At 45.9% G+C, this 25,743-nt stretch carries 21 protein-coding genes; 4 read left to right on the top strand and 17 right to left on the bottom strand.

The features are described 5' to 3' along the window. Window positions 1–28 precede the first annotated feature (28 nt). Together uxaC and ACMVP2_RS24530 are read right to left on the bottom strand one after the other, a co-directional pair. A complete protein-coding gene (uxaC, locus tag ACMVP2_RS24535; protein ID WP_416865521.1) occupies window positions 29–1,432 on the bottom strand; it encodes a glucuronate isomerase in 1,404 nt (467 codons plus the stop codon). Window positions 1,433–1,597: 165 nt separating this feature from the next. Further along, window positions 1,598–1,777: a hypothetical protein gene (locus ACMVP2_RS24530; protein ID WP_416865520.1), complete on the bottom strand. Its 180-nt coding sequence runs from the start codon at window positions 1,775–1,777 to the stop codon at window positions 1,598–1,600. Between the two features lie 95 nt (window positions 1,778–1,872). Here ACMVP2_RS24530 and ACMVP2_RS24525 point away from each other — a divergent pair, with 95 nt between their 5' ends. Beyond that, entirely contained in the window at window positions 1,873–2,538 is a 666-nt protein-coding gene (locus ACMVP2_RS24525; protein WP_416865519.1) for an ATP-binding cassette domain-containing protein, read from the top strand. A 9-nt stretch (window positions 2,539–2,547) separates the two neighbouring features. Here ACMVP2_RS24525 and ACMVP2_RS24520 read toward each other — a convergent pair whose 3' ends face one another. Next, on the bottom strand, window positions 2,548–4,029 hold the full coding sequence (locus tag ACMVP2_RS24520) for a T9SS type A sorting domain-containing protein (RefSeq protein WP_416865518.1): 1,482 nt from the start codon (window positions 4,027–4,029) through the stop codon (window positions 2,548–2,550). 186 nt (window positions 4,030–4,215) lie between these two features. Further along, window positions 4,216–5,562 carry a GntP family permease gene (locus ACMVP2_RS24515; RefSeq protein ID WP_416865517.1) on the bottom strand — a complete coding sequence of 449 codons (1,347 nt, stop codon included), beginning with the start codon at window positions 5,560–5,562 and terminating at the stop codon, window positions 4,216–4,218. A gap of 77 nt (window positions 5,563–5,639) precedes the next feature. On the opposite strand from ACMVP2_RS24515, the gene ACMVP2_RS24510 reads away from it, so the two are divergent. After that, window positions 5,640–6,341 carry a uracil-DNA glycosylase family protein gene (locus ACMVP2_RS24510; protein ID WP_416865516.1) on the top strand — a complete coding sequence of 234 codons (702 nt, stop codon included), beginning with the start codon at window positions 5,640–5,642 and terminating at the stop codon, window positions 6,339–6,341. 19 nt (window positions 6,342–6,360) lie between these two features. On the opposite strand, the gene ACMVP2_RS24505 is transcribed toward ACMVP2_RS24510, so the two are convergent. Further along, window positions 6,361–8,589 (bottom strand): hypothetical protein, encoded by a 2,229-nt coding sequence (locus ACMVP2_RS24505; RefSeq protein ID WP_416865515.1) that lies wholly within the window; start codon window positions 8,587–8,589, stop codon window positions 6,361–6,363. 127 nt (window positions 8,590–8,716) lie between these two features. Here ACMVP2_RS24505 and serA point away from each other — a divergent pair, with 127 nt between their 5' ends. Beyond that, window positions 8,717–10,609 carry a phosphoglycerate dehydrogenase gene (serA, locus tag ACMVP2_RS24500; RefSeq protein ID WP_416865514.1) on the top strand — a complete coding sequence of 631 codons (1,893 nt, stop codon included), beginning with the start codon at window positions 8,717–8,719 and terminating at the stop codon, window positions 10,607–10,609. 166 nt (window positions 10,610–10,775) lie between these two features. Here serA and ACMVP2_RS24495 read toward each other — a convergent pair whose 3' ends face one another. The 7 genes from ACMVP2_RS24495 to ACMVP2_RS24465 form a co-directional block, all read right to left on the bottom strand. Beyond that, window positions 10,776–12,398: an IS1634 family transposase gene (locus ACMVP2_RS24495; protein ID WP_416865513.1), complete on the bottom strand. Its 1,623-nt coding sequence runs from the start codon at window positions 12,396–12,398 to the stop codon at window positions 10,776–10,778. Between the two features lie 189 nt (window positions 12,399–12,587). Further along, the gene (locus tag ACMVP2_RS24490; protein WP_416865512.1) at window positions 12,588–12,725 is read right to left on the bottom strand and encodes a hypothetical protein; all 138 of its coding nucleotides are present in this window, start codon (window positions 12,723–12,725) and stop codon (window positions 12,588–12,590) included. 100 nt (window positions 12,726–12,825) lie between these two features. Beyond that, complete coding sequence (locus ACMVP2_RS24485) at window positions 12,826–13,734, bottom strand: PorP/SprF family type IX secretion system membrane protein (RefSeq protein ID WP_416865511.1); 909 nt, start codon at window positions 13,732–13,734, stop codon at window positions 12,826–12,828. A 149-nt stretch (window positions 13,735–13,883) separates the two neighbouring features. After that, window positions 13,884–14,324 carry a DUF2214 family protein gene (locus ACMVP2_RS24480; RefSeq protein ID WP_416865510.1) on the bottom strand — a complete coding sequence of 147 codons (441 nt, stop codon included), beginning with the start codon at window positions 14,322–14,324 and terminating at the stop codon, window positions 13,884–13,886. A 7-nt stretch (window positions 14,325–14,331) separates the two neighbouring features. Continuing rightward, window positions 14,332–14,880: a DUF2911 domain-containing protein gene (locus tag ACMVP2_RS24475; protein ID WP_416865509.1), complete on the bottom strand. Its 549-nt coding sequence runs from the start codon at window positions 14,878–14,880 to the stop codon at window positions 14,332–14,334. Between the two features lie 67 nt (window positions 14,881–14,947). Further along, the gene (locus ACMVP2_RS24470) at window positions 14,948–15,994 is read right to left on the bottom strand and encodes an Ig-like domain-containing protein (RefSeq protein ID WP_416865508.1); all 1,047 of its coding nucleotides are present in this window, start codon (window positions 15,992–15,994) and stop codon (window positions 14,948–14,950) included. 12 nt (window positions 15,995–16,006) lie between these two features. After that, on the bottom strand, window positions 16,007–17,107 hold the full coding sequence (locus tag ACMVP2_RS24465; protein ID WP_416865507.1) for a hypothetical protein: 1,101 nt from the start codon (window positions 17,105–17,107) through the stop codon (window positions 16,007–16,009). A gap of 385 nt (window positions 17,108–17,492) precedes the next feature. Between ACMVP2_RS24465 and ACMVP2_RS24460 the strand changes: the two genes are divergently transcribed. Continuing rightward, complete coding sequence (locus ACMVP2_RS24460) at window positions 17,493–18,590, top strand: acyltransferase family protein (RefSeq protein WP_416865506.1); 1,098 nt, start codon at window positions 17,493–17,495, stop codon at window positions 18,588–18,590. Between the two features lie 316 nt (window positions 18,591–18,906). On the opposite strand, the gene ACMVP2_RS24455 is transcribed toward ACMVP2_RS24460, so the two are convergent. Genes ACMVP2_RS24455 through ACMVP2_RS24435 form a run of 5 tightly spaced genes read right to left on the bottom strand, consistent with a single transcriptional unit; the run spans window position 18,907 to window position 25,734 of the window. Next, entirely contained in the window at window positions 18,907–19,536 is a 630-nt protein-coding gene (locus ACMVP2_RS24455) for a hypothetical protein (RefSeq protein ID WP_416865505.1), read from the bottom strand. A 29-nt stretch (window positions 19,537–19,565) separates the two neighbouring features. Then, complete coding sequence (locus ACMVP2_RS24450) at window positions 19,566–21,860, bottom strand: transglycosylase domain-containing protein (RefSeq protein WP_416865504.1); 2,295 nt, start codon at window positions 21,858–21,860, stop codon at window positions 19,566–19,568. Between the two features lie 46 nt (window positions 21,861–21,906). Next, entirely contained in the window at window positions 21,907–24,363 is a 2,457-nt protein-coding gene (locus ACMVP2_RS24445; RefSeq protein ID WP_416865503.1) for a leucine-rich repeat domain-containing protein, read from the bottom strand. Then, complete coding sequence (locus ACMVP2_RS24440) at window positions 24,350–25,192, bottom strand: hypothetical protein (protein WP_416865502.1); 843 nt, start codon at window positions 25,190–25,192, stop codon at window positions 24,350–24,352. The genes ACMVP2_RS24445 and ACMVP2_RS24440 overlap by 14 nt, the downstream gene beginning before the upstream one ends. Continuing rightward, on the bottom strand, window positions 25,189–25,734 hold the full coding sequence (locus ACMVP2_RS24435) for a hypothetical protein (RefSeq protein ID WP_416868222.1): 546 nt from the start codon (window positions 25,732–25,734) through the stop codon (window positions 25,189–25,191). The genes ACMVP2_RS24440 and ACMVP2_RS24435 overlap by 4 nt, the downstream gene beginning before the upstream one ends. Window positions 25,735–25,743 lie beyond the last annotated feature (9 nt).

Genomic DNA, 25,743 nt, shown 5'->3' with positions numbered 1-25,743 from the left:
TACCTTAGGGTAGTTGTCGTCACCTTATTTACTTATTAAATCCAAAATATGATTTTGCATTGAAATAGCAGATATCCTCCACCATTTTGCCCAGCCACTCCCGGTCATTCGGTAATTCACCGTTGTGAACGTCAGTTCCGATCAAATTACACAGAATCCTTCGAAAATAATCATGCCGGGGATAAGAAAGAAAACTTCGGCTGTCGGTAAGCATGCCAACAAAGCGGCTGAGTAGCCCCATGTTTGACAGGGCGTTGATTTGCTTTTCCATCCCGTCTTTCTGGTCGAGAAACCACCAAGCCGAACCGTATTGCATCTTGCCTGCTGTGGAACCATCGTTGAAGTTGCCCGCCATAGTGGCGAAAAGCTCATTATCCCTTGAGTTGAGGTTATAAAGAATGGTCTTGGCCAGTTGGTCTGTTGAGTCAAGTCTGTCAAAGAAGCGGCTCATGGCTCTGCCGTGCTCAAAGTCACCCATGCTATCAAAGCCTGTGTCAGGCCCCAGTGTATCAAGCATGCGCTTGCTATTATTGCGAAGGGCGCCGATGTGAAACTGCTGCGTCCAGCCTTTTTCATGGTCCATGAGCGCCAGCTGGTGCAACATGAACGACTGGTAAAGCAACATATCAGCTTTTGCAGGTATTTTTCCGGATCGTAGCTCCGCAAACACTTTTGCAGCTTCGGCCTCAGTAAAGTCGGCGGCGTAGAAGGTCTCCAGCCCATGGTCGCTCAGTTTGCAGCCAAGTGAAGCAAAGAAGTCGTGACGATTTCTCAAGGCCGACAGAAGATCAGTAAGCGTTGAAATGCTTTGTGAGGCAGCCTTTTCAAGCTTGTCCAAATAGGCATTGAAGCTGGCGGCGTCGCTGGTAACGACCACTTTGTCTGCCCTAAAAGCAGGAAACACCTTTATTTTATAGCCCTCCTTTTGAAGCGCTTTATGGTAAGTGAGATCGTCCGCAGGGTCATCGGTGGTGCAAATGGTCTCCACTTTCATGTCCTCCAAAATGCTTCTTACCGTCCACTTAGCACCTAACTGTTCGTTGGCCTCATCATATATTCCCCTCGCAGTGGAAGGGTTAAGAATCGTGTGAATACCAAATGGTCTTTGTAGTTCCATGTGCGTCCAGTGGTAGAGCGGGTTGCGCATGGTGTAGGGAACCGTTTCGGCCCATTTCTCAAACTTCTCGTAGTCAGAGGCATCGCCAGTGCAATACTTTTCATTGACCCCGTTGGCCCGCATGGCTCGCCATTTGTAGTGATCTCCCTCCAACCAAATCTCAGTCAATGTTTTAAAACGCCTGTCATCAGCGATGTCCTTCGGCGACAGATGGCAATGGTAATCTATGATTGGTTGATCCCTGGCATGTTCAAAATAGAGGTGTTCCGCAGTGTTATTAGAAAGCAGGAAATTGTGATCCAGAAAAGGCCGCATACTTACAAGCAGTGTTGTCGTTTTTTAAAATGAAGGCTTCAAGATAGCATAAATAATAGGAGCTGGTAAAATATTTCGTTTGGTCAGTCGTATTTTAAGTCAGGTGGTCGGAATGGCCTCCTTTTACCAACTAATACTAAGTTGAATCGGTACTGGCAGATTTACCTATTGATTTTCAAAGCGTTCGTAGTGTATACGCTGATATTTAGTGGCCTGGCGCTGGTCATCTATCTCAATATAGGCTGGTTGGGGCTTGTCTACATTTTCTGGATCAAGGTTGTCGGTTTCCTCTCCATTTGCGCTCTTTATTACTTCTCCAAAAACAACCAGCTTACGTTTTTTCACAATCTTGGTTTGTCGGTGCCTGCACTTTTGGCAATAGCTGGTCTCTCCGATATTATTCTATTCTTAAGCGCTGTAGCAATTACCAATTCGATCACATGATGCCACACCATGTATTGGAGGGTGATTCGATAGACTTCCATTATGGAAGCCACAGCGTGTTGGCTGGTGTTTACATAAAATGTGAAACTGGTAAGGTAACGGGCTTGCTGGGTAGGAATGGTGCAGGAAAGTCAACGCTATTCAATATCCTGTTTGGTACTGCCAACCCGGGAGGCGGTTCGGTAAGATGGAATTCGAAATATGTGAGGAGCGCTTTTCAAAAACGAGGGCTGGTCAGCTATATGCCGCAGTTTCCCAGTATTCCGACTCACCTCACATTTAAGAAACTATTGACGCTATTCGATTGTGAAGGTGATCAGGTTGAGAGGGTTTTATGCAACGAACTGGTCAAAAAACATTTCAATACCCGGTTTTCTAACCTTTCTACAGGTGAAAGAAAATTGCTGGAAGCATTGCTCTTCCTCCATTCCAGAAATCATTTCGTTCTGCTGGATGAGCCCTTCTCCTTTCTATCACCTTTGCAGGTCGAGCAGTTGTTGCCTGTCATCCAATCTCAGGCCCTATTGAAGGGTATTTTGCTAACTGACCATCGTTACCAGCAGGTCATCGACAGCAGCGACACAGTGCTTCTTCTGAAAAATGGTTCCATTCATCCTATTCAGGGAATTGAAGATCTAAAGCAAGCAGGCTATGTCAGATAGCTTTTTTTATTACTTCTTGATCAACCTGAACACTTCACCACTTGTGCTGCTTTTCAAGATATAGACACCCGCATGAAGACCGTACAGGTCAATTGTGTTTTGGAAAGGCGCAAGCTCAACTGTTTTCACCAACACACCAGACTGATCGAAGATGTTGATTGCAACGGCTTCTGTTGACACGCTACTTTCAGACAAGGTCAGCTCGGTGCCTGACAATGGATTAGGATAGGCACTGAAAGACGAAGTAGCAAATCTGCTTTTTTCAATGCTCAATACTTTAAATATCTCAGTGTAGCCGTCGAAGTCGAAAGACTGAAGTCTGTAGTACAAACGACCTGCGGGGGCTGAAGTGTCCGTATAAGAATAATCGTTCAATACTTCTGACCACCCCTTGCCATTGATTTGAGAAATTTCTTCGAAGTCAACGCCGTTCGTTGAGCGCTGCACGGAAAAGTACTCGAAGTTCTCTTCCATGGAAGTTGTCCATTTTACAAGGATATCCTGACCTGATTTTGCCACGGTAAAAGCTGCCAGTTTGATAGGGAGAACTACTGCTGAATAGCTTCCAAGGTCAAAGGGGCTGCTTGATGGAGGATCCGTGTAATCGTGGCCGTTCACTGTCGATCCATTGTTTGACATTTGGAAATTACGACCCCAGCTAGCTGTACCTACCCCATTAATCTGCGACCCGCCTGAAGGGTTGCCAAGTTTGATATCCCTCGATACCGCTATCGATCCATCTATCATGGCAGAAGTACCACCGCTTACGGCAAAGTCTCTGCCTACTGTAAGCGTTCCTGTAGGTGTTATGGTCATCATAGGCGTGCCTGTACCTGGGCCTGATGATAAAGTCAAATCCCTATCAATGTTTACGTCACCGCTTATGTTGAACCTCCCGGCTCCACCAGAAGAAGTAACGTCTCTGTCCACGTCGAGGTAACCGCCCTGGTAGACATTGAACACACCATTCATTTTCATGTCGGTTGTGACACGGCCATTACCATAAAGGTTCACCACTGCATCGCTATTGCTTGTTACTTCCATACTGGCTGCGGTGAAAGACGCACCCGATTTAATCGTCAAGGTACTTCCGTAAGTGACAGTCAGTTTGCCAGTAACCACGAGTGTACCCGAGTTGATAGTGAGGGAAGTGGCAGGAATTGTCAAGTCACCATTTATTGTAATTGTCCCGTTTGAAACGAAATTGGTGATATTGGACAATGTAAGGTTTCCTGTAGAAGTGAAAGTTTTTCCAGTTGCAAGAGTAACGTTACCCAAGCCATTGATAGATCCACTGGTAGTCCCTGTGATGTTGTGATTGATCGTGACGTTGTTCTTAGGACCGGCCCATTCAGTTGGTACGGCGTTGCCGTTCCATGTAGTTCCTGTGTGCCAGTTTCCATTCGCCTTCGACGTGTAAGTCGTTTGTGCATTGGCTACCTGTAAGGCGAAAAAAACTAGTACTAAAATGGTTGAGAATCCTGATTTCATTGCGCTGATCGTTTCAATTATTACTTCAAATCTATTATTGAATACGCAGCGCAATTAATGCCGGAGGACAGCATTCGACGAATGAAGATTATGATTCGACATGAGCCGTTAAACTGCCTATGGGCTAGTTTTGAGATTTCGCAGCAAACTGGGAAAAGTGAAGTTTTTTAGTCAGGGAGGTGGCTTTTACAGAAGTACTAAAAATGCCAAAATTGAAATAAATAAGATCGTACACCCCTGAAGCAACGACATAAGGGTGATGGTGCGGTAAGCGACTTTGATGTCTTTGATGCCTGAGAACTGGGCCACCACCCAAAAGAAAGAGTCGTTGGCATGAGACACCGTCATTCCTCCCCCACCAATGGCTGCCACCATGAGCACGATGCCCGTTGGGTTATCAAGTCCGCCAAGCGGCAACAAAGGGCCAAGTATGGAAGAGGTAATCACCATGGCCGAGGTGGTAGACCCCTGGGAGGTCTTAAGAATGGCTGTGAAAACAAAGCCCGCCAGAATAAAGTAGATACCATCGGCATCTCCGCCGCTCAGCCAGCCTTCCACCATTTGGGCCATTGGTGTGGCCTTTAGTACGGCACCAAACGCAGCGCCAGCACCCGTAAGGATGAGTACAGGGCCGGCTTGAACAAGGCCCTCCTGAAAAGAAGACGAGCGTTCGACCTTTCCTATATACTTTAACAACGGAACCGCTATAAGCAAGCCTGCCAGCAAGGCGATGACAGGGTTTCCAAAAAAGACCAGGGCATCTATCAGCCCATTGCGGAAACCAACAAACTGCGCAACCGAGCCAAGACCAATGAGTATCAATGGGATGAAAATAGGGCTCATGGAAAGGCCCAGGGAAGGCAAAGACTGATCAGAAAGAATCGGGGTGTCATTCAGCTCTGACTCGTAGGGATATTTTTTGAAAATATACTTTGAATAGCCAACAGCAATTAGAACCACTGGAATGGAAATAAGCAGCCCTGAAATAATCACTAAACCTAAGTAGCTTTCTCCGCCGAGGTTACCAGCCGCTGCAATAGGCCCTGGCGTGGGCGGCACTAGTGTGTGGGTCGTATACATGCCGCCAGCCAATGACAGGAACAAAGAGCCGGCAGCGATATTTCTTTTTTGAGCCATCACATGACAAAGCCTTGAGAGTATAATAAAGCCTGAATCGCAAAAAACAGGAATACTCACCAGGGCTCCCAAAAACCCAATCCCCAGCTCCGGGCTCTTTCGTCCGATTGTTTGCAGAATAAACTCTGCAATTTTTACAGCAGCACCAGATTTCTCCAGGATTACCCCCAGAATACTCCCCAATATGATCACTATCCCAATACCACCAATGATACTCCCGAAGCCGTCATTTATAAAACCTACTACTTTGATGGCCGGAATACCCACCACAATGCCTACTAATAACGACGCAATAAGCAACATGATGAAAGGGTGCACTTTGAACACCGAGGCCCCGACTACAATCAGCACAACAGCCAAAAGGATGACAACGAGCAGCAGCGGGCCTTCAATCATGATCGAGCAGGGTTGGTTTTTACATCAATAATAAAATTTGTTCTGGATAAAAGGGCTCCATTTATCATATTCATGGCATGGAACAATCACCGGGAGAAAAGGAAGTCACATTTGCAGAACAGCTCCTCCATTTTTTGTCAAACCTTGAGTGGCCTGAGGTGCCAGAGGACGTGGAAGTGATGAATCCTTATGCAGACGCAACCGCCTGGGCACTTACGCAGACTTTTTATAGAAAGTACTATTCGGACAATCAGGCCAGAACGCTCATCATTGGCATTAACCCGGGTCGTTTTGGCGGTGGGGTAACGGGCATTCCGTTCACCGACCCCTTTAAACTACAGGACGTCTGCGGCATTGAAAACAACCTCGCCAGAAAGCAGGAGCTTTCGTCCACCTTTATCTATCACATGATTGCTGCTTTTGGTGGCCCGGAAGCCTTCTACAAATACTTCTGTTTTTCGGCTGTGTCGCCAGTGGGCTTTACCATGCATGGCAAAAACCTCAACTACTACGACCACAAGGAGCTGCAAACCAAACAATGGGTGAGCTTTATGACCAGTTGTTTCGAAAGCCAGCTACAAATGGGCGTCAACCGTGAGGTGGCCTACGTGCTTGGGCAGGGACAAAATCTCAAGTTTCTCTCAAAGTTGAATGATGAAAACGGCTTCTTTGAAAAACTGGAAGTGCTGCCACATCCAAGATGGGTGATGCAATACAGGTTGAAGCGGCTGGAGGAGTTTATCAATGTTTACATTGACAAACTCTCCGTTCACATCTAACTGTTTTTCATAAAAACCATCAGTGCCGGAACCCAATATTGTCAAGGTAAACAATCCCCTTCGACGGCTTTCCAAACTCAAAGCTTATCTCAATCAATCCAGACCAATTCAGTTCAGCGTCACTCACGTCTATTTCCACATATTCAAACTGCGGTTCCCAAAAGACGTTGAAGCGATCTTTAGTCATCTTATCCGATTTGAAATAGTGAGATGCTGCCCTGGGTGCCAAAACATGGTAGTCCGCAAGCTGCCTTTCAAATATGTTGCCCACACTGTCTTTGAAAACAATCCTGAAATCAGGAGTCAGCTCCCCCTTGATCGAATCCAGCAAGTCTTTGTCTCCATGCGACAAGTCGAACACAAACCGGCTGGGGTTGAACGCCTCTCCTAAGCCGTTCGGGAAGCTTACTTTATAGGTCGCTGTACTCCCTGACGCTGAGTCAAGCTGCCAGCCAAGCAGAAGTGCATTGTTTTCCTGAAATAGCTTGCCCTTATATTGCATCAGCTCTTCTCTGAACACTTTGAAGCTGTCGGCTTCGGATTTTCCATTACCAAAACTTTCAATGTCAATATCAGATTCGAAGTCTTCCAGCATGGCTATCTGATTGTCCTGATATACAACACTGATATTGTTTTTGGGTAACCAATTGTCGGCGAACCATCTGTTTCTGAACACAGCTCTGTAATCGGCCTGATCAAAAAGCGCTGTCTTGAGAAACGCACCGATCATCACTTTTGCGGTTTTCCGCTGTATTTCCCCATCCACCAGCGGAGTTTTGTTGAGCAGATAGCTATAGGGAGGCCCGGCATCGTTGGCTCCCCAAATGGTATTGAATTGCCCGTGGTTGGCCCCTTGAATGAGAACACCTGTTTTAAAGGTGCTGTCTGTCAATTCCGTTCTCCTGTATTGGCGAAGTCCGTAAAAGCTATCTTCATCGCTATCCAGCGAGCCCTGAAGCGCCAGGAAATTCACGCCTTTCAACTCCATGCGTCTCTCGTAGCGGTAGTCGGTTTGGGCCAGGGCAATCACCCCCTTAATGCCGAAATGAAAGTCAAAAGCTTCCAGTGCGTTATCGGGAAAGGCGGGAAGCTCATTGAAGGCCGCTGCAATACTTACTGCCTCTCCCCCCCTGCTGTGACCAATCAGAGCCACTCTGTCCAGGTCAACTTTTCCAAACAACTCATGAGTTTTGTTCTCATTCCATTGTTTCCACTGCTGCAAATGCTTCAGCAGCAACCATCCCCTGGCGGGCATTTCCTTGCCGCCGAAGTCTCCATCAGGTGAGCCATTTAGAAAGTTTTCGTCCGCCGACACCATAATGATGCCGTTGGAGGCCATCCACTCGCCCAGGTAGGCATAGCCAGGGTCGGAATATTCCAGCATGGAGTGATTCCCATGCACGGTGAGCACAATAGGGAACGGCCCTGCCCCCTCCGGCATCCAAACCAGTCCGTTTACCGGAAGCTTTTTTGGCCCAAAACCCCAGTATTTTTCTCTACCCTTATGCTTGTCGCCTTTCCAGGCTGGAATGATCCGGGAGCCATCAACCGTAGGGGTGACAAACTTCACTTCCTTGGCAAACTCTTTCCTTCTCTTACTTTCTCCCGACCCATAACTAAAAGTCTTAACTCCAAAAGTGCCATTCGAGGTGGGGTCGGTCAGGCTCAACTGGGTACCCCTCTTCGGTGGAGCAGGAGGCAAAGTTGCCTCCTCTGGACTCCCAACGTAAGTAAGCCAATAGAACCCGACGACGAGAGTAAGTGAACCAACCGAGCCCAGCATAAACGCCAGATTGAGAAAGGTCTTCGATGATTTCTTTTTAGAAAAAGTGCCAAGCAAAAAGGCTGACAAAGGCAATGCCGTTAACCATACGCCCATCGCCCCTAACCAATAATATTGAGACGGGAAACGAAGAAAGTTACTCCCGATGAGCCAACAAACCGTTATCGAAGATACAACCAATGCACCCACTGGTGCCTGCCGCTTGTTGACCCAACGATCCAGGTAAAAATATACAAGCCCGAGACCATATTGGGCACCTATCCCATAGATAATTCCGAGCACCAGATTCACCTCCCGGGGGTCATAGTTTCGGAAGTAGTAAGCCGCAGTTGCAGCAAAGGCAACATTCGAAATCGCCAAACCAAACAGCACTGATTTCTTTAAACGGTCTTTTCGCTTCTTACTTGTTAAGATTTTTTTCCATGGGTTCAAAAACCCCCAAACCTTAGGTTGTTTTGATTTCAAACGTATGCAGTTAAATATGAAGTCATTTATTTAAAAGGATGGGTGCGTTTACTGTGCTTTTTATTGAACTGTGTTCATTCTTCAGTCGAGAATATACTTAACTTAGTGCGCTTAAAACAAGCCATAAATGGAAGAAAGGAAATTCTTCGTCATTGACTTTGACAGCACCTTTACAAAAGTTGAAGCCCTGGACGTGTTATGTGAGGTATCTTTGGAAGGCCGACCCGAAAAAGAAGAAGTACTTCAGAAAATAAAGGACATCACGGATTTAGGGATGGAAGGCAGCATCGATTTCAGAGAATCACTGAAACGCAGGCTCGATCTTCTGCAAGCACATAAAAACCACTTGCCGCCACTTATCGAAAGGCTGAACAAACTCATCACTAAGTCGGTAAAGCGTAACAAAGACTTTTTTGAGACCTATAGCGACAATATTTTCATCATCAGCAATGGCTTCAAAGAGTTCATCGTCCCTATTGTGACTCCCCATGGAGTAAAGGCTGAAAATGTATTTGCCAATGAGTTCCGTTTTGACGATAAAGGAAACATCATCGGCTTCGACGAGAACAATATCTTATCGAAAAGTAACGGTAAGCCAGCCTTGATTAAATCTCTAAACCTTGATGGCGAGGTATATGTTATCGGCGATGGATATACCGACTATGAAATAAAGGCTGCAGGCTTCGCCAAGAAATTCTATGCCTTTACCGAAAATGTATCCAGGAAAAAAGTAACTGATAAAGCAGACCATATAACACCATCCTTCGACGAATTTTTGTACATGAACAAGATGAACACCACCCTTTCTTACCCTAAGAATCGAATCAAAGTGCTTTTGCTGGAGAACATCCATCCGAGAGCCATAGAAATACTCAAAGAAGAAGGCTATCAGGTAGAGGTTCACGCAGCCGGCCTCGATGAAGATGAGCTCATCGAGCGCATCAAAGATGTTTCTATTCTTGGTATCAGGTCTAAAACCCAGGTAACCAAAAAGGTACTTGAAAGTGCTCAAAGGCTTATTTCCATTGGCGCCTTTTGCATTGGCACCAACCAGATCGACCTGGAAACAGCAGAAAAGAAAGGCGTAGCAGTATTCAATGCACCATTTAGTAATACACGTTCTGTGGTAGAACTCGCCATTGGCGAAATGATTCTTTTGATCCGCAACCTGCCCGACAAAATTGCAAAAATGCATGACGGCGTATGGAACAAGTCGGCCAACAACAGCTTCGAAATCCGGGGCAAAAACCTGGGCATTATCGGCTACGGCAATATAGGCTCTCAGCTTTCTGTTTTGGCTGAATCGATGGGCATGAAGGTGCATTTCTTTGATGTGGAAGAAAAGCTGGCCCTGGGTAACGCTACCAAATGCAATTCTTTGGACGAACTGCTGGCTGTATCGGACATTCTCAGCCTTCATGTGGACGGCAGGAAAAGTAACAAGAACATTATCGGTGCCGCCGAGTTCAAGAAAATGAAAGATGGCGTGATCTTCATGAACCTGAGCCGTGGCCATATCGTCGATATCAAAGCGCTGAAAGATGCCATTGTGTCTAAAAAAGTCAGTGGTTGCTCAGTGGACGTGTTTCCCCACGAGCCTATCAGCAACAACGAAGAGTTTATGAGTGAGTTGAGAGGGCTGCCCAACACCATCCTCACTCCTCACATTGGTGGTAGCACGCTGGAGGCACAGGAAAACATTGCTACCTACGTACCCAACAAAATGATTGAGTATGTGAACACAGGCTCTACCAGCGGCAGCGTCAACTTCCCTAATGTGACATTGCCACTGCTCAAAGAAGCGCACAGGCTGTTGCATATTCATGAGAACATACCTGGCATTATGGCCAAAATCAACCAGGTGTTTGCCAAGCATGAAATCAACGTGGTTGGGCAGTACCTGAAAACCAACGAATTGACAGGCTATGTCATCGCCGACATCAACAAGAAATACGATAAAGAAGTACTGACTGACCTGAAGGCTATTGAGGGGACAATCAGGTTCAGGGTTTTGTACTAACAATAATGATGGAGCCCATGTTTGGCGAATGGGCTCCATCACTGTTGGCCAGGTAGCTGCCTGGGTTAAGGAATACTGAGTAGGGTACTATCCTGAGTTTGACACGATTTTGAGTTAAGTAACTGATATATAAGTAATTAAAAAATTGCTTTCGATATACAAGATTTTATAAGTATTTGATTATCTGATCCTTATGAAAAAGGTCTGGGAGGTTCTTTTCAGCCACTGCTTGTAGTAATTGCTGTGAGATTTCAGAGGTCTTGGAGCGCAGGTAGAAGTATTGATCGGCTTGTTTGACAAGGCTGACTTGCATTTTGGACAAGTGGGTTCGGATGGTTTGCTCTGTAAGTGGGGTGCCTTGTTTGGTTAGCCGAAGTTGTAAATGGTTTAGCATGCTATAGGCGATATAGCACAGACAAATGTGACCCTGGATACGCTTATTGGTCCAGTGGAACATCGGGCGGGTTTCCAGATAGCCTTTGAAGGTACGGAAGCTATGCTCTATCTGGTATAGATGGTGGTAGTGATCCAGCACCTGTTCATGGGAGAGTCCTTTGGCGTGGTAGGCGATGGCAAGGAAGCCGTCATACTTTTCGCTTCGTTTGATTTTTTCAGTATCAACCACATACTTTTCCCCTTCGGTATTTTTGAGGTAGTAGTGATGGGCCTTCTTTTTGAGTTGCGTTGGGTTTTTGAGCAACAATTCAGCCTTACGAAGCTTTTCTTCTCTTTCTTGTCGATCTTTTTCAGCTCGCTTTTCGCTGTAGGTAGCTATGATCTTTCGCTCATTGTATTCCAGGACAGTGTAGCGCACTTTGACCGGCTCACGCTCCGAACCTACTGAAGAACTCATCCATTGATGGTGATAGTTATCCAGATCGATCAACCGGGCCTGGATGGGTTTGGGGAGTACCTTGAGCCGCTCTCCCATGATGAACTCATAGCCTTTGTCAACAGTGACTTGCAGGTTGTCAGTATTGAGCATGCCTCGGTCGGCTACCAAGACGATGTTTTCGATCTGGTATTCTTTCTTGAGGCTTTCCACCATTTCTGTGTAGGTGTATCCTTCCCACAGGTCTCCGCTATAGAGTTTGTAACCGATGGGTTGCTTGTATCTGTCAATGAGCATGGCAAAAACCACTTGTGTGCTTCCTATTTTGCCATCTTTGCTAAAGCCTTTCTGACGCAATGCTCCTTCCTGTTCTATTTCTGATTCAAAATAGAAGGTGGTCACGTCATAGAACACCACATCTAATTTCTGGTTGAACAGGTCTCTACCAGTTTGGAAAATGGTTTGCTGGATCAGTTGGCTATGGTCAGCCAGGTAGTCCAGACTCCTGTAGAGGTGTTGCAAGGACACCTGAGCCAGTCCCAGGTATTCTTCCTGGTGGAAAAAGCTACCCAGCTTGCTACAAGGATCATTGAGGCGCTCAATGAGCAGTAGTAAAACCACTTCAGTAAGAGAGAAGGTCAGCTTTTTCTTTTTGGTGATCCGCTGAAATATGCGATCAAGGCCGTAATAGTGGAGTATTTTACGGTAAACCAACAGAAAGCCGTAGTTATATCTACCTTCTTCGCTGACTTGCTCACCGAGTAAATCCTTCAGATTTCCACCACCTAATTCATAGAGCCGCTGGCCCATTCGTTTCAGAGACTCGGGCGAAAAACTGTCTACCCGCCCCAGGCTGTAAAGCGTTTTGGTGCGTGGCTTGCCATCCTGGTCACGATAAGACTCAACGATGCGGATATAATCACCTGATGGCTTCTTGTCGATAATGATACTAGGCACTCAAAATCTGTTTGAGGCAAATCAAGCCACTATCTGAAAGAAAATCAAGCGAGTTTTCGATATACAAATTTCTGAAAAGTAGTCTAAAAAGTGCCCATACACAGCGCAATGGCACTTTTTCAATTTCAGCGTGTCAAACTCAGGAAGAAGTACTGACTGACCTGAAGGCTATTGAGGGGACAATCAGGTTCAGGGTTTTGTACTAACAATAATGATGGAGCCCATGTTTGGCGAATGGGCTCCATCACTGTTGGCCAGGTAGCTGCCTGGGTTAAGGAATACTGAGTAGGGTACTATGTTCGGCACTATTCCGTTGCTGTCATCCATCTGCCTATAGATACATTAATCTTCAACGGCATCCGGTCGGTTTGAAAGCACCATTCTAAACGCCCCCTCAATCAAGCCATCAATTATTGCGCAATCAGCGTTACATTGTCGTGCGCTTCCTTTTCGGACTTACCTGCAGCATGAACGCAGCCGAGCGGTATCCATATGCAAGCATTTGAGTTTGCTTTTTGAATACCTTCACACCAATCTGTATGACGTCGCCGTAGCAGACGCCTGCAAAAACATTTGATGTGTTACTATGACTATTATTGTTTGAATACTGCGCTCCAACAAACGCCCATTTGCCAATGTAGGCCGTTGCATTCAAATTCAATACTGCCGGTAGTTCACCCGGAAGGGCATAAAGTGCCGATGGCGTCAACTTTAACCATTTATTTAGTGTGAAATTCTGCTGCAAAAACGCAACTACTTTTGTTCTGCCCTCTATAACAGACAAACTGTTTGAATCGTCTATTCTGTAATATGTAATCGGATCGTTGATAACACTTAACCCCACCTTCGTCCCTTTGACAAAAGAATAGCTCAGCCCAAGGTCATAACCTAACGATTCCGTCTTTGAAATACCGGTCAACAGACTACCACCTGAAGAATACAACTTATCCCAGTCACTCTTCCATGATTTGTAGAACAACGAACCTCCCAAAGCCAGTTCGTTCCCGTTTTTCATTTTCCATCGATAATTGTACATCAAAGCTTGCTTCAATTCAGTATGTACACCTATGGCTTCCCTATTGAACATTGCTCCAAATCCACTGTTAATCTTTTCAATAGCCTGGTCGTATGAAAATGTGACACTTGACGGCGCCCCATCAATACCACTGGTTGGAATATTTAAAATCAATGTGAAGGTCGGATCGATCCGGCCACCCGCCATCGCCGGATTGATCAACATCGGGGATGCAAAATAAAAATCTTTAAATGGGAGCGTTTGGGCGGAAGCGCCGTAAAGCAAAAAAACAAGCAGCGCAGAAAGTGAAATCCTTTTCATTTTTTGACAAAGACATGTGAAATAAAAAATAAATCAGTCCTTCAAAAACACAAATTCAAGAAAAAACACCCAAAAAAGTCAAATATATGGTTAATAGCGTAATTCAATACTTGGTAACCCATTAATATGAGTCTATAAAAAAGAAAAAATCAATTTACCCCCACTCCCATCGCCATCATAGCCCCGAGCAACGGAATGATCAATACAAGAGTCAGCTCGATGCGCAGAATCATTTTCATCTTTTTTGGAATATCAATCACTTCTTCTGGATCGCCCTTCCTTTCTTTCAAAAAGTAAAAAGTGGGAATAAGAGAAATAGCGCCTACGATACCAAAAAGAATGAGCTTGGCATAAATAATCCATCCGTTGCTGTAGAAGTCGGCAGGCTTGCCCACCCCAAACCACAAGGTAAAGCCAGCGCCCATTACCAGCAGGGCCCCAATTCCATACACGGCATCGACAATAGAGAGCCTCTGGATGGCCTTGCGGGAAAGCTTGTCCTCAAGGAGCAAATGCTCCCCAACCAAGCTGCTGAATACAGCCAGAATACCCAGGTAGTGCAGGTACTTCAATAAAATGTAGGCGGTCATGATGCTATTAGTTAGACTTTATGGGAACGGTGAACTTTACTTTTTCAAAAGCCACATTGACATCTACCCCACCGTCTGCCGGAGATAATGTAATTGTGTGTTGTTCAGTAACACTTCCGTCTGTCACTACTGGTACGGTCGTAGAAAGAACATCTAGCTCATGGTCAGCCTCTGAATAGCCCCAGTTTCCCAATTCAGTGTTAAAAATTACCTCAAAACTCTCCGGCCCAGGAACTGCATAAACCTTATACGTCCCCTTTTTAAGAGGCTTTCCATTAATACTCACGTCGCTATCAACAGTCACCTCAGTCGACTCGTTGGCTCCCAGCCTCCAATAAACACCATAAGGTTGCAGCGCTCCCTCCTCCTCCGTTCCAAAAATTACCCGATCACGAACAGAGGGGCGGCTGTAAGTCAAAGAAACTTTTACTCCGGCATTAGTTAGTTCGGCACTGCCAGCAGGGCTTAGCGTCCTGTTACGGTTATTCATATAAAACATGGCAGCCGCAAGCAGCACCACAACCACACCGACACCAATTAGTATTTTCTTGCGCATAGTAAGACAGATTTAATTGAAACGCCAATTTATGGAATTTTGATTGATCTGGTTGGAAAAGGAGCTTTTACCTTGTGGTAAATCTTAGTTGCCAATCCTGCTTCGCCAGATCCGGGTTCTTAACGGTTGTATCTTCATCAAAAAGGCGTTGGAGGTTGTTGCCGGCAAGGTCCTCTATGGTTGGGTCAACGACCAGCAGGTAGGAACCTGCCAACCAGGGCTTAGCTGGCCTAAAAGTCAGTCCGGCTTCTCCAGCTATGATTTCAAAAACGCCGTCAATTATTTGCCCGTTGGCACTTTCCGTCTTCACACTAAATTTCCCATCCAATGAGCCAAAGTCCATCGGCTCGCCGAATTGAACAGTAAGTGCATCGTTGCTGCCAGCAGATGGGACCACCAGCTTCCATGTCTCAAGGTCGGGCTTCTCCCTGTCATCATCACCGGTGGAAAAAGGACGACTAAATCGCTGACCTAACTGATCTCCTTTTTGGCTACTAAAGACTCCTTCGACTACCAACGAATATCGCTTGCCGGGTTGTAGTGGAGTGCCATGCATTTGATTGGGTTGCAAATCCCGTTTGATTTTCCCCGGATCAAACCAAAGAGTCAGGATGGTATTATCAGCGTTCCACAAGGCTGGTTGTAACGGCAATATCGCACCAGGTAACCTCCGTCCATTTTCGTCTGCCACGTAAATGTGCTCATAGACGCCGTCTGCCCTCATGGGCTGATCAAATTTGACATACATCTTTAGCTGATTGGCGGGAACAGTATTTGAGCTTGGATAAACGGCTACTACCATAGGTGGTCGCTCGTCGTTCCTTTCAAATCGGAACTCAGCAAGTACCTTCTCCCCTTCCCGGATCACATACTCCTGCCCTTCAGTAAAGGGAATAGCCGCTCTGAAAATAGTTTTATCTCTTTCAGTTAGAAATTGTCCAAAAATAGGCCTGGGGTTATTCTGGAGAGCAACTGAAAGCCTTTTTAGGTCGCCAGCGTAAGTAAACTGAATGGCTACTGCCTTTCCTTCTTCCAAAATAAACTCAGGAGAAAGTTGAGCAGTAGCCACAAAGTAACTTAAAACCAGCAGGGGTATTAAGTAATATCGCTTCAAGTATGAATGAATTTATAACCAAAAATCATTGCCCGTGATGAGGTTAAGATCCCCATTGGCTTCTCTTTTTAGCATCACAAAACTTTTGTTGCCCAATTTATCCAATTGAACAACATTGACCATCGGAAGCGCTATGAAATTAACTCCACCAGTTTTGCCAGGCTCCTTGATCGGTTCTGTAAGACTGCCTTCGAATCCGGCAATGTCAGAGAACCTCACCTTCATTACCGAACGATTGCTATTGGCCATCAAAAGAAAGCTCTCGCCACCTTTGTCAATCACTATCATGTCGAGCGGCGTATTGCCAGCACCAAATTCGGCCACTGTGCGGCCTTTGATGTGCTTGCCACCTTTCAGCTCATCCATTGGGAAAAGAACTAGTGGCGTGCATGTATAACTAGCCACCAGGTAGTCTTTGCCGTTAATCGTGCTCGTGGTGAAGGTCTTCACTGGTGCATAGGTCTCAAAACGGCCATGGGCTGCGTGGTATATCTCCAGCGAAGCATCGTCCTGGCTTTTCCCGAAAGGAAACGCCATGCTTCGAAAAGTGGAACTGAATTCCGCATTGCTTAACCCTGTCACCATCACTTTTCCATTTTTGAACTCGATGTCGGAAACTGTCCACACCCGCTGAGCCCTGCCTCTGTCGTCTTTGTAGTCTTCGGCGTAGGCGTTTTCAATCCCTCTTGAAGAATAAGAAACTTTGTCGAGAGGAACCCACTCAATTTTATCGCCAACAAGCTTCAGTAACACAGGCGTCCCGTCCTGGTTGTGAACAGCAAAATAGGGAACATTCGATAGAGGATTCACCGCCATGTCCTGAATAGAAATTTTATCTGCTGTTGTTCCCAGCGCAGCCGCAATAGCCACGTCTACATTTTTCATTTCTATTTTGGCCGGAGCCTCCGTGGCTTTTGCATCTTTTGTGTCAAGAGCAACAATTGAGGCCGATTTAGAGTCCCCAATAAAAAGGATGCCTTCCGGGCCAAATGTCATGGCATTGATCGACTTGATATTCGGGTTGCCGTCCTTAAAATTGGCTTTCAGGGATTTCTCTTCTGCTGAAGCAATAAAGAAGAGCATTGAAAACAAGATTGCAAGTAGTTTTTTCATAGCGCAGGAATTTGGTTTAACTTATTAACTGTTTCATTATTAATAAGTTAAAAATTAATTATAAACGGTCAGAAAATCCAGCAATAGCCGACAGAAAGTCGTTTAATGGGTGCAATGCATGCTGTCAATAATTGACCAGGGTGGGCTACGCTCCATCAATTCGGTCGCTTGTTGTGACCTGAACGGAGGACATAGTTCCTGCCAGGCAAGACAACTAAATACATTTTTCTTGCACTGCCTCACCTCTCCCAATACCCCGATTGTCATAAAGGTTGATTTTATGTTTTGACTTCCTCATATTAAATGGGATATTACACTGTTGCCGCCAACAACTAAGAATTGGGGCGATTGAACACGTAGCGCTACATACCTAAACCTACCTCAAATGAAAAGATTTGAAGCATTGGATATTTTTCGTGGGATGACGATCTGTCTCATGATCATTGTGAACACACCTGGCGATGGCGCCTCTACTTTCTCTTTGCTGCTCCATGCCGACTGGCATGGGTTCACCCCCACCGACCTTGTTTTTCCTTCCTTCCTTTTTGCAGTGGGCAATGCCCTGGCCTTTGTAATGCCTAAATGGCAAGACTGGGAGTTTAAAGACGTTTTTCTGAAGCTTTTGAAGCGATCCGCCGTCATCTTCCTTCTGGGCTTTATCATGTACTGGTTTCCTTTCTTCAGGCAGGATGCGTCCGGTGCATGGTCGTTTATACCGTTTTCAGACACCAGAATACTTGGCGTGCTGCAACGGATTGCCATTTGCTACTTCGCCGGTGCGTTGATGATCCATTTCTTTTCCACCAAAGCGCTGTACTGGGTATCCGGAGGGCTTTTGCTTGGCTACTGGGCAATTATGTCGTGGTTTGGCGACCTCACTATGCTGGGCAATGCAGGACAAACGCTGGATCTCCTGATTTTAGGCGAAGGGCACATGTACCACGGCGAGGGTGTCGCTTTTGAACCAGAAGGAATACTTAGTACACTACCTTCCATTGTGAATGTAATTGGCGGCTACCTGCTGGGGTTGTACGTTAAGGAAGGTATCAGCTACGAAAAACTGGCCAAGGTCATGCTGTATGGTGCCTACATATTGTTGGTCGCCTATTTGTGGAACTTCATCTTCCCCTTCAACAAAAAACTTTGGACAAGCTCTTTTGTCGTCCTTACTATTGGATTAGACTTCATCATCATTGGGATTATCATCTACCTGACAGAGTTCTCTGCTAAGCCATATAAATTCAGCTTTTTCCAGACTTTCGGAAAGAACCCTCTTTTTATTTATTTGCTTTCCGAATACCTGGCCATCACGATGTATGTGGTCAAAATAGGAGACAGAAGCCTTTTCCGTGTGGTTTATGAGAGCCTTTTCAGTTGGTTGCCTCCCTACATCAACTCGCTGGCCTTCGCAGTTGTGTTTATGATGATTTGCTGGGCTGCCGGCAAATGGCTTGAGAAAAGAAACATTTACATCAAGGTGTAAAAAAGCAGAGGGATCCGGCGAAAGATCCCTCTTAGATGAACAAAACTGATAACGGGGTCAATTAACCACCGCCACCAGGTACTTTGAAGATTTCCAAAACTCTTCATTGCATCCACCGTGATTACGATAATTAAAATACGATAAATTTTATAATATATTGTATTTTACTAAGTAAAATTAGAGCTTGTTACGGGTAGATGGGGCGAAGATGCCCGTAGTGCGTTTGAACAACGCAAAAGGATTCTTGGGTATTAGAAACTAACTAAGTGGGTGGATTGACCAGGGTAGTCCCACCCACATATAACACAGTAACGAACTATCTGCCAGCCGGGGCCTTTCTGCGGACTTCTTCCAGTTGGTTGACAGCAGTTTGAAGTTCACGTTTCAGTTTCACCTGCTTTTCATTGGATCGTTGACGAAGCTCCTCAAGTTCCTCAGTAACCTGCACCAGGTCTCTTTTGGCCCGGTTAGTGATCGAATGACTGTTCTTGAATGAAACATACATGATGCCGAGCAAAACCAGCAGCCCCCCTACTATTCCCCAAACTACCACGTTATAAAAAGACTTATTGAGTGACATCCCTAGAAAACTTATCTCGCTATTAACTTCTTCGCTGGCCTGAAGTTGCTCATTGACTACGGCCAGACTATCGTTAACTGCTTCCAGTGTTGTGTTGATATTAGCTATGGCAGTTTTAACATCCGCTATTTCTTTGCGATAGCTAACTAAACTATCCTCCACTTCTCCCCAGAAACTATTGAGCTGTTGGGTGGCGATCACTTTGTATTTTTCGTAAGTCTCCGCATCCTCCACCATTTTTTTGTACTTCACATGCAGGCTACCTTGGTCATCGCCTTGCTTTCCAAACACCATCCCGGCATTCAAGCCGATCAAAAGGACAAGCACCCATCCCCTCCTGATCTCTGGTAAAATCATTCCTTTCATAGCTAATCATTTAAAATAAACACTGGTTACTAATTTTCCTTCTTCTTAAAAATGCTCTTTATTTTCGAAAGAAAGCCCTTCTTTTTCTCCTCACCAAAGTCCCTGACTTCTTGTTCTTTTCTGGTAAGCAGTCCTTTAATGAAACCTTCCTTTTCTTTAAACGGCTCACAGTCAACTAAATATAATAAATCACCCGAAGGAGCAGCGAACCTCTCTCGGGTAATGCCATTATAATGACTGTCTTTATTGAGTTTTTCCAGGAAGAATGCAAATATAGGCAAAGCTGACGAAGCTCCCTGCCCTAATATAGTACTTTTAAAATAAATTTTAGGATTATTTGCGCCAACCCAAGTGACTGTCACCAAATTTGGCAGCATTCCCACAAACCAGCCATCCCGGTTTGACTGTGTGGTGCCAGTTTTGCCTGCTAAAGCATTGGTGAGGTTGTAACTGGAGTGAAGACGCTTGCCCGTTCCATCTTTTATCACTGCCTGCATCATGTCCAGCATGATCTTGCTGGTACTTTCGCTCATGGCCGCTTGCTGCTCGTCGGCAACAAACTCTTCCAATACATTCCCTTCGCCATCCTCCACTCTTAGTAACATTTGAGGTGCAACGGGTATCCCATGATTGAGGAAAGCCGCATAAGCCCCGGCCAGCTCTATTGTCGAAATGTCTGCTGTGCCTAACGCCAGTGAGGGCACTTCCGGCAATGTGCTCGAAATATTAAGGTTTCTGGCCAACTTTACTGCTGACGCTATTCCCGTTTCTTCCAGCACTTTCACCGACACGGTATTGACGGAGTGCGTCAAAGCCCCTTTCATGGTATAGAAGTTATGGGTCTCCGCTTCGGCATTTTCCGGCGCCCAGTTCTCCATGTTTTCGTAAGTAATTTGCTTCGCAGAAAAGTAGTCGCACGGTTTCACTCCATTCTCCAGGGCGCTGGCAAAAACGAAGGGCTTGAATGTAGACCCCACTTGCCTTTTAGTGTTGACGTTGACGTGGTCATATTCAAAGTACTGATGGTTAATACCACCAACCCAGGCCCTCACAGCCCCTGTTTTCGGGTCCATCGCCACGAAACCGGCCTGTAAAAATTTGAGATAATGCTGCACGCTGTCGTACACACTTGCCTTTACCTCTTTGTTTCCGGCCCATTCAAAAAGCTCCATCGTCCTTTCCTTATGCAATGAGTCGGAAATCTCCTTTTCTGTCAGTCCCTTTTTCTGGAGAGACAGATAAACTGGCGTTTGCTTAACTGCATGCTCTAACAGCGACTTGTCCCGTAGCCATGGAGCGTTACTCCCCCACTCTTTTTCGAAGGCGGTTTGCAGCGCTGCCATATGCTTTTGCATAGCAAGCTCCGCTGCTTGCTGCATACCGGCATCCAGCGTGGTGTATATTTTCAGGCCATCGGTATACAAATTGTAGGGTGAACCGTCGGCCTTGAAATGACTTTTGCACCATTCCAGCAATTGCATCCGCATCTGCTCTCTGAAATACGGTGCAGGGCCTTCATGCAGGGTCATTTTGGTGTAGTCCAACTCAATTGGCAAATCCTGGTAGGCATGAAGCTCCAGTTCGGTCAGGTAGCCGTACTTATTCATCTGCGATAAGACCACATTCCTTCTGCTCAGCGACCTCTCGGGAAACACCCGGGGGTTGTAAGCGTAGTTGCCTTTCAACATGCCAATCAGCACAGCAGCCTGGTCTATCGTTAAGTCATTCACCGACGCATTGTAGAACCGCCTCGAAGCACTTTCCACACCAAATACATGATCACCAAAGGGAACAGTGTTGAGGTACAGCGCTATGATTTCATTCTTGCTATAGATTTCCTCCAGTTGTTCGGCAATGGCCATTTCCCTGAATTTGTTAACCGGGATGCTCAGAAGTCCGAAATCCTGCCGTGGGAAGAGGTTTTTGGCTAGCTGCTGGGTAATGGTGCTGCCGCCACCCGCACTGTTGTCCTGCAAAACGATGGTTTTGAAAAAGACCCGCAAAAGACTTCTGTAGTCAATGCCATGGTGTTCGAAAAACCGGGCATCCTCTGTAGCAATCAGCGCATTGACCACGTGAGTCGGAAGGTAGTTGTAGTCAACGGATGTTCTGTCGTAAAGGTAGTATTTGCCAAGAAGGTCACCGTTGGAGAAATAGATTTCAGACGCCTGGTTGTTTCTTATGCTTTGAATTTCCGTCGAGTCAGGAATGGCTCCGAACAATCCCGCCTTCACTCCCCACCAGACAAAGAATGGAGATGCAAACATTATAAATGACAAAGTGAGCAAGCCGTAAACCAGCTTTCTCGTTCGATTAGATCCCATAGCTAAATAATATAGGTTAACAACGGAAGCCAGTTCCGAAGTTGATTCAATAAAAGGTTACCTTACAATCAGGCTGCTGAGACTTGAAGTCCTCAATTTCCCTTGCCGACACCTTCGTATTAAAGCAGGTAAGCGACTGCAAACCCTTTATGTCTACTAAACGGTCTAACCTCCCCACTTTCGTATTAGAAAAATCAATTTCTTTCAATCTGCCAAACCTTTCAATGCCCTTAAGGTTTTTCAGTTGGGTACCAGCGCAATTGAGCGACTCCAGCTCCCTGAAATATTCAATTTCCCGCAGGTCTGCAACAGCGGTATTGCTCACGTCCAGTTTTGTAAGATGAATAAGGCCCTGAATGGGTAGAAGACTGGAAACAGGGTTTTTGGAGACGTTAAGCGCTTCGAGGTTGTCGAGCCTCGATAGCTCCGTGAGGGATGACAGACCAATGCTGCTTAAATTAAGTGCCTTTATGTCCAGGAAGGCATACAAAGGTGCCAGCGATTTAACAGACGAACCTGCGGCGTCAATACTGGTTTGCGCAATCAATCGATGCAACTCCATGCTTGTGGGGCTTGGGCTTAACTTTTGATTTTGCCGGAGCACCGTTTGCCAATCTACTGATAAGGCCTCCCACCAGGCCATTACTTCTTTTGTTTGAAAAATCACCACCGCCTCAGGGTGTGTACGTATGAAGTTGACCACTGAACCCCTGGAAACAAAGGTGTCGTCCAGGTTTAGGTATTGAAGGCGAGGCAAGCCTTGCAGCACCTCCAAATCGTACACCTTGGTGTTGATCAGTTCGATCTTTTCAAGGGTAACAATACCTTTTAGCCCTGCAATGTTTTCTATCGGCGTATCATTGGCCTTCAGCACTTTGATGTCGCCCAACCTCGAGAGAGAAATGAGCTCGTCAACAGGATTTTTACTGATGTCAAGGTAGGTAAGCTTTTTGAATCGCTCCAATGGCAGCAGGTTGGACAGCATCTTGTTTACCAGCACCAATGAATCCATATTGACCAGCTTTACCAGCTGCTCCTTGGTAGGCTTTTGTCCTTTTGGCACTTGCATTAGCGACATCAGTGCCAGGCGCCACTCGCCGGTTAGCCCTGTCCACCAGGCATCCAATTGCCGACTGTTCATCACCACCAGCGTCTTTTTCTTTTTACTCATGAAGTCGTCGGCCTGCTTGTCCGAGACAGAGGTGTTGTCGCAATACACCTTTTCCAGAGAAGCTATTCCCAAAAGCGCATCCAGGGATGAAACGGGGCAGTCGTTGACCATTAGGTCTCTGAGGCCGCCCAAACCCGATAGCGGACTGAGGTTTGAAATAAAAGTACCGTTGGCCTGTAGCACACTCAGTTTGCTGAGTTTTTCCATTCCTTCCAGCGAAGTAATGGCGGTAGAAGAAATATTCAGTTCTTCCAACCTGGTAAGTTTAATGATGGGCTCGGCAGTAGCCAGACTTGTTTGAGAAACATCAAGCCAGCGGAGCTCACTAAGCAAGCCAATGATGCTAAAGTCAGCTGCGGGAACCCCTTTCAGCAGCAAAACACGTAGGTCAGACAGACCAGCCAGCTCACTTAAGTCATACACAGGCGTCAAAGAAGCATCCAACATGTTTAGTTTTTCTGAGTACTTCAAAAAGGTGATGTCCTCCACCTTCGTGTTCGAAATGTCAAGGTGCTGAAGATTCGACAAGCTCCTCACCGGACTAAGGTCTGTGATCCGGGTGTTGCTCATTTTCAGGTACACCAGGTCAGGCAGCATTTCCAGCGGGTTGATGTCTGCCAGGTATCGGTTGTCTGAAATATCGAGACTGTCAATTCTTGCAATCGTCTCCAACTGGGCATTGCTGACACTGTCGGCAGGTATGATGCCTGCTGTTTGCTGCAGCAGCGCCATCCACTCAAATGAAAGCGTGTTCCACCAGGCTCTGAGCGCCTTTTCACGGCTTATTTTGGTGGTGTAAATGCTGGCGATTTTCAAGTCGTCTTTCTGAGCATCGAGATTAATTTCAATAAACCTCTTTCGGGTATTGGACACAGCATCGCCTTCAATCCCAGTTCCTTTTATCAATCGATTGGTTTCTACCTTGAAATACCATTGACCATTGTCTCTTTTGAGTGGCTCTACTTTCAGTATCTCAAATTCGAGGGAAACATGCTTGAAAAAGAAGTCAACGTCTTTGAAGTAGGCCTGCACGTCTTTGTTGATGACTACCTGCCTGTCTGTAAGCAGATCGTCTTCAATTTGTACTTTCCCGTCTCTGAATACCTTCAAGTAACTTTCAGAAATAATTACCTCCTTGTCTCTGGCGGAAGTTTTCTGATCGCCGACAGTGTTGAGCATGAACTGAAGAAAAGACACCAGGTCTTTGCTCTTTTGCTCGTAGATTTTGAGGTCGTCTTCGTTAAGGTTGACTGCTTGAGAAAAAACTCCGGTAATAGAGAAAGCCCCAGCTAATAAAAATACAATGGCATACCGAAGGCTAGTTCTTCCCATACAAATAGTTCTTGATCGCTTTTTTATTCTCCTCAGAGGTTTTTACAATATTGGAAATCAGCCAGCCTGAGTTGTAACCTGACCGATTGAATTGAGACACCTCAAAATACCAGTTGTTGAGCTGAAAGAAATGAAACTTCACCTCTCTGACCGTTTTGAACTTCAAAGTTCCTCTTTTCATCTCGTAAAGAAAAAGCGTGAGATAGCTCGGTGCAAATTCATCTGGTGTATACGACTCTGGGTTTTCACTTTCCTGGAAAGCCTTGCGCAAGTTCATGAAGTCAAGCTCATGGCTCATTGGGTGTAGAAACTTCTTTGCAGCTGTGGTGTCTTTGTGGAAGTATTTTTTGAAGGGCTCAAAGTAGACCTCTTCAATTACCCATTCGTAACCCAGGCGCTGAGGTTGAAGCTTCATAAACAGCGTGACTGGTTGCTCCTTTCCCTGATAAGTAAAAAGTGCATTCACCTCAGCCATCCAATTGCCTGAATGAAAATCGAGAAAATTCTGCCCGGACTTATCAGTCATCTCCTGGGCAAACTCCTTTTTCAAGGAGGCCGGAATCATCGTATTTTGATTGTCGAAAAGAATCCCTATGTACCTCCTTCGAATGGCCGGGTCATGGAAGTTTTTGTTGCCTTCGTAGTACCGCTCGCCTTTTTCATCTTCCTCGCCATTAAAGCGGCGAAAAAACTGATTTACCAGCTTCGTAGAGGCATACAGCTTACTTTCGTCCCCCATTTCGTCAATCACCTGAGCGCTGACCTGCCCGGCTGACGAAATGGAGAACGAAAGAAGAAGCGCATAAAACAGCCGCTTCATCCTTATCATGCAGAAGTTTCGGTTACCCGGATATCGCCAAGCATCACATCCCAAAACTCAATGGTGCGACCAGATATTTGGGTTTTCTTTCTTTCTACATAAATGGTGATGTCCTTTTTGGTGGTGTCCTTGTAGGTCATCCCATCGTCCGAAGTACCCTCAAAGCGCTGGTAGATCGTGATTACACCCACATATCGACCGTCAGGCTGGCGCTCCAGGTCACTGATATAGTGAATATCGTACCATTTAATGGACACCTTGTCGTAGTTGAGTGCCATCAAGCGTTCGAAGTACTTTCTTACTTTGTAGTAATTGATGTCGGTGGAGCTAAGGGAAGACACGCCCATTTCACTGTCAGGGGCAAATAGTTCTTCTGCCCTGTCCATCACCCTAACTGCCTCTGAATAGGCTGTCTTTTTATCACCAATAATACTGATGTACTTGCTCAGGTCTTTCACTTTTTCAAGTGCCAGTGAGTCGATCGCCTGCTTTCTGCGGGGGCTGATGTCGGCGGTTTGGGCCATCGCTGTGCCCATCGTCGCAACAAGCATTACTGAGAA

Origin of the sequence: Imperialibacter sp. (assembly GCF_048007035.1) — a bacterium.
Taxonomy (GTDB): domain Bacteria; phylum Bacteroidota; class Bacteroidia; order Cytophagales; family Cyclobacteriaceae; genus Imperialibacter.
Note: the sequence above shows the minus strand (reverse complement) of the source record. Positions and strands in the feature narration are given on the sequence as shown.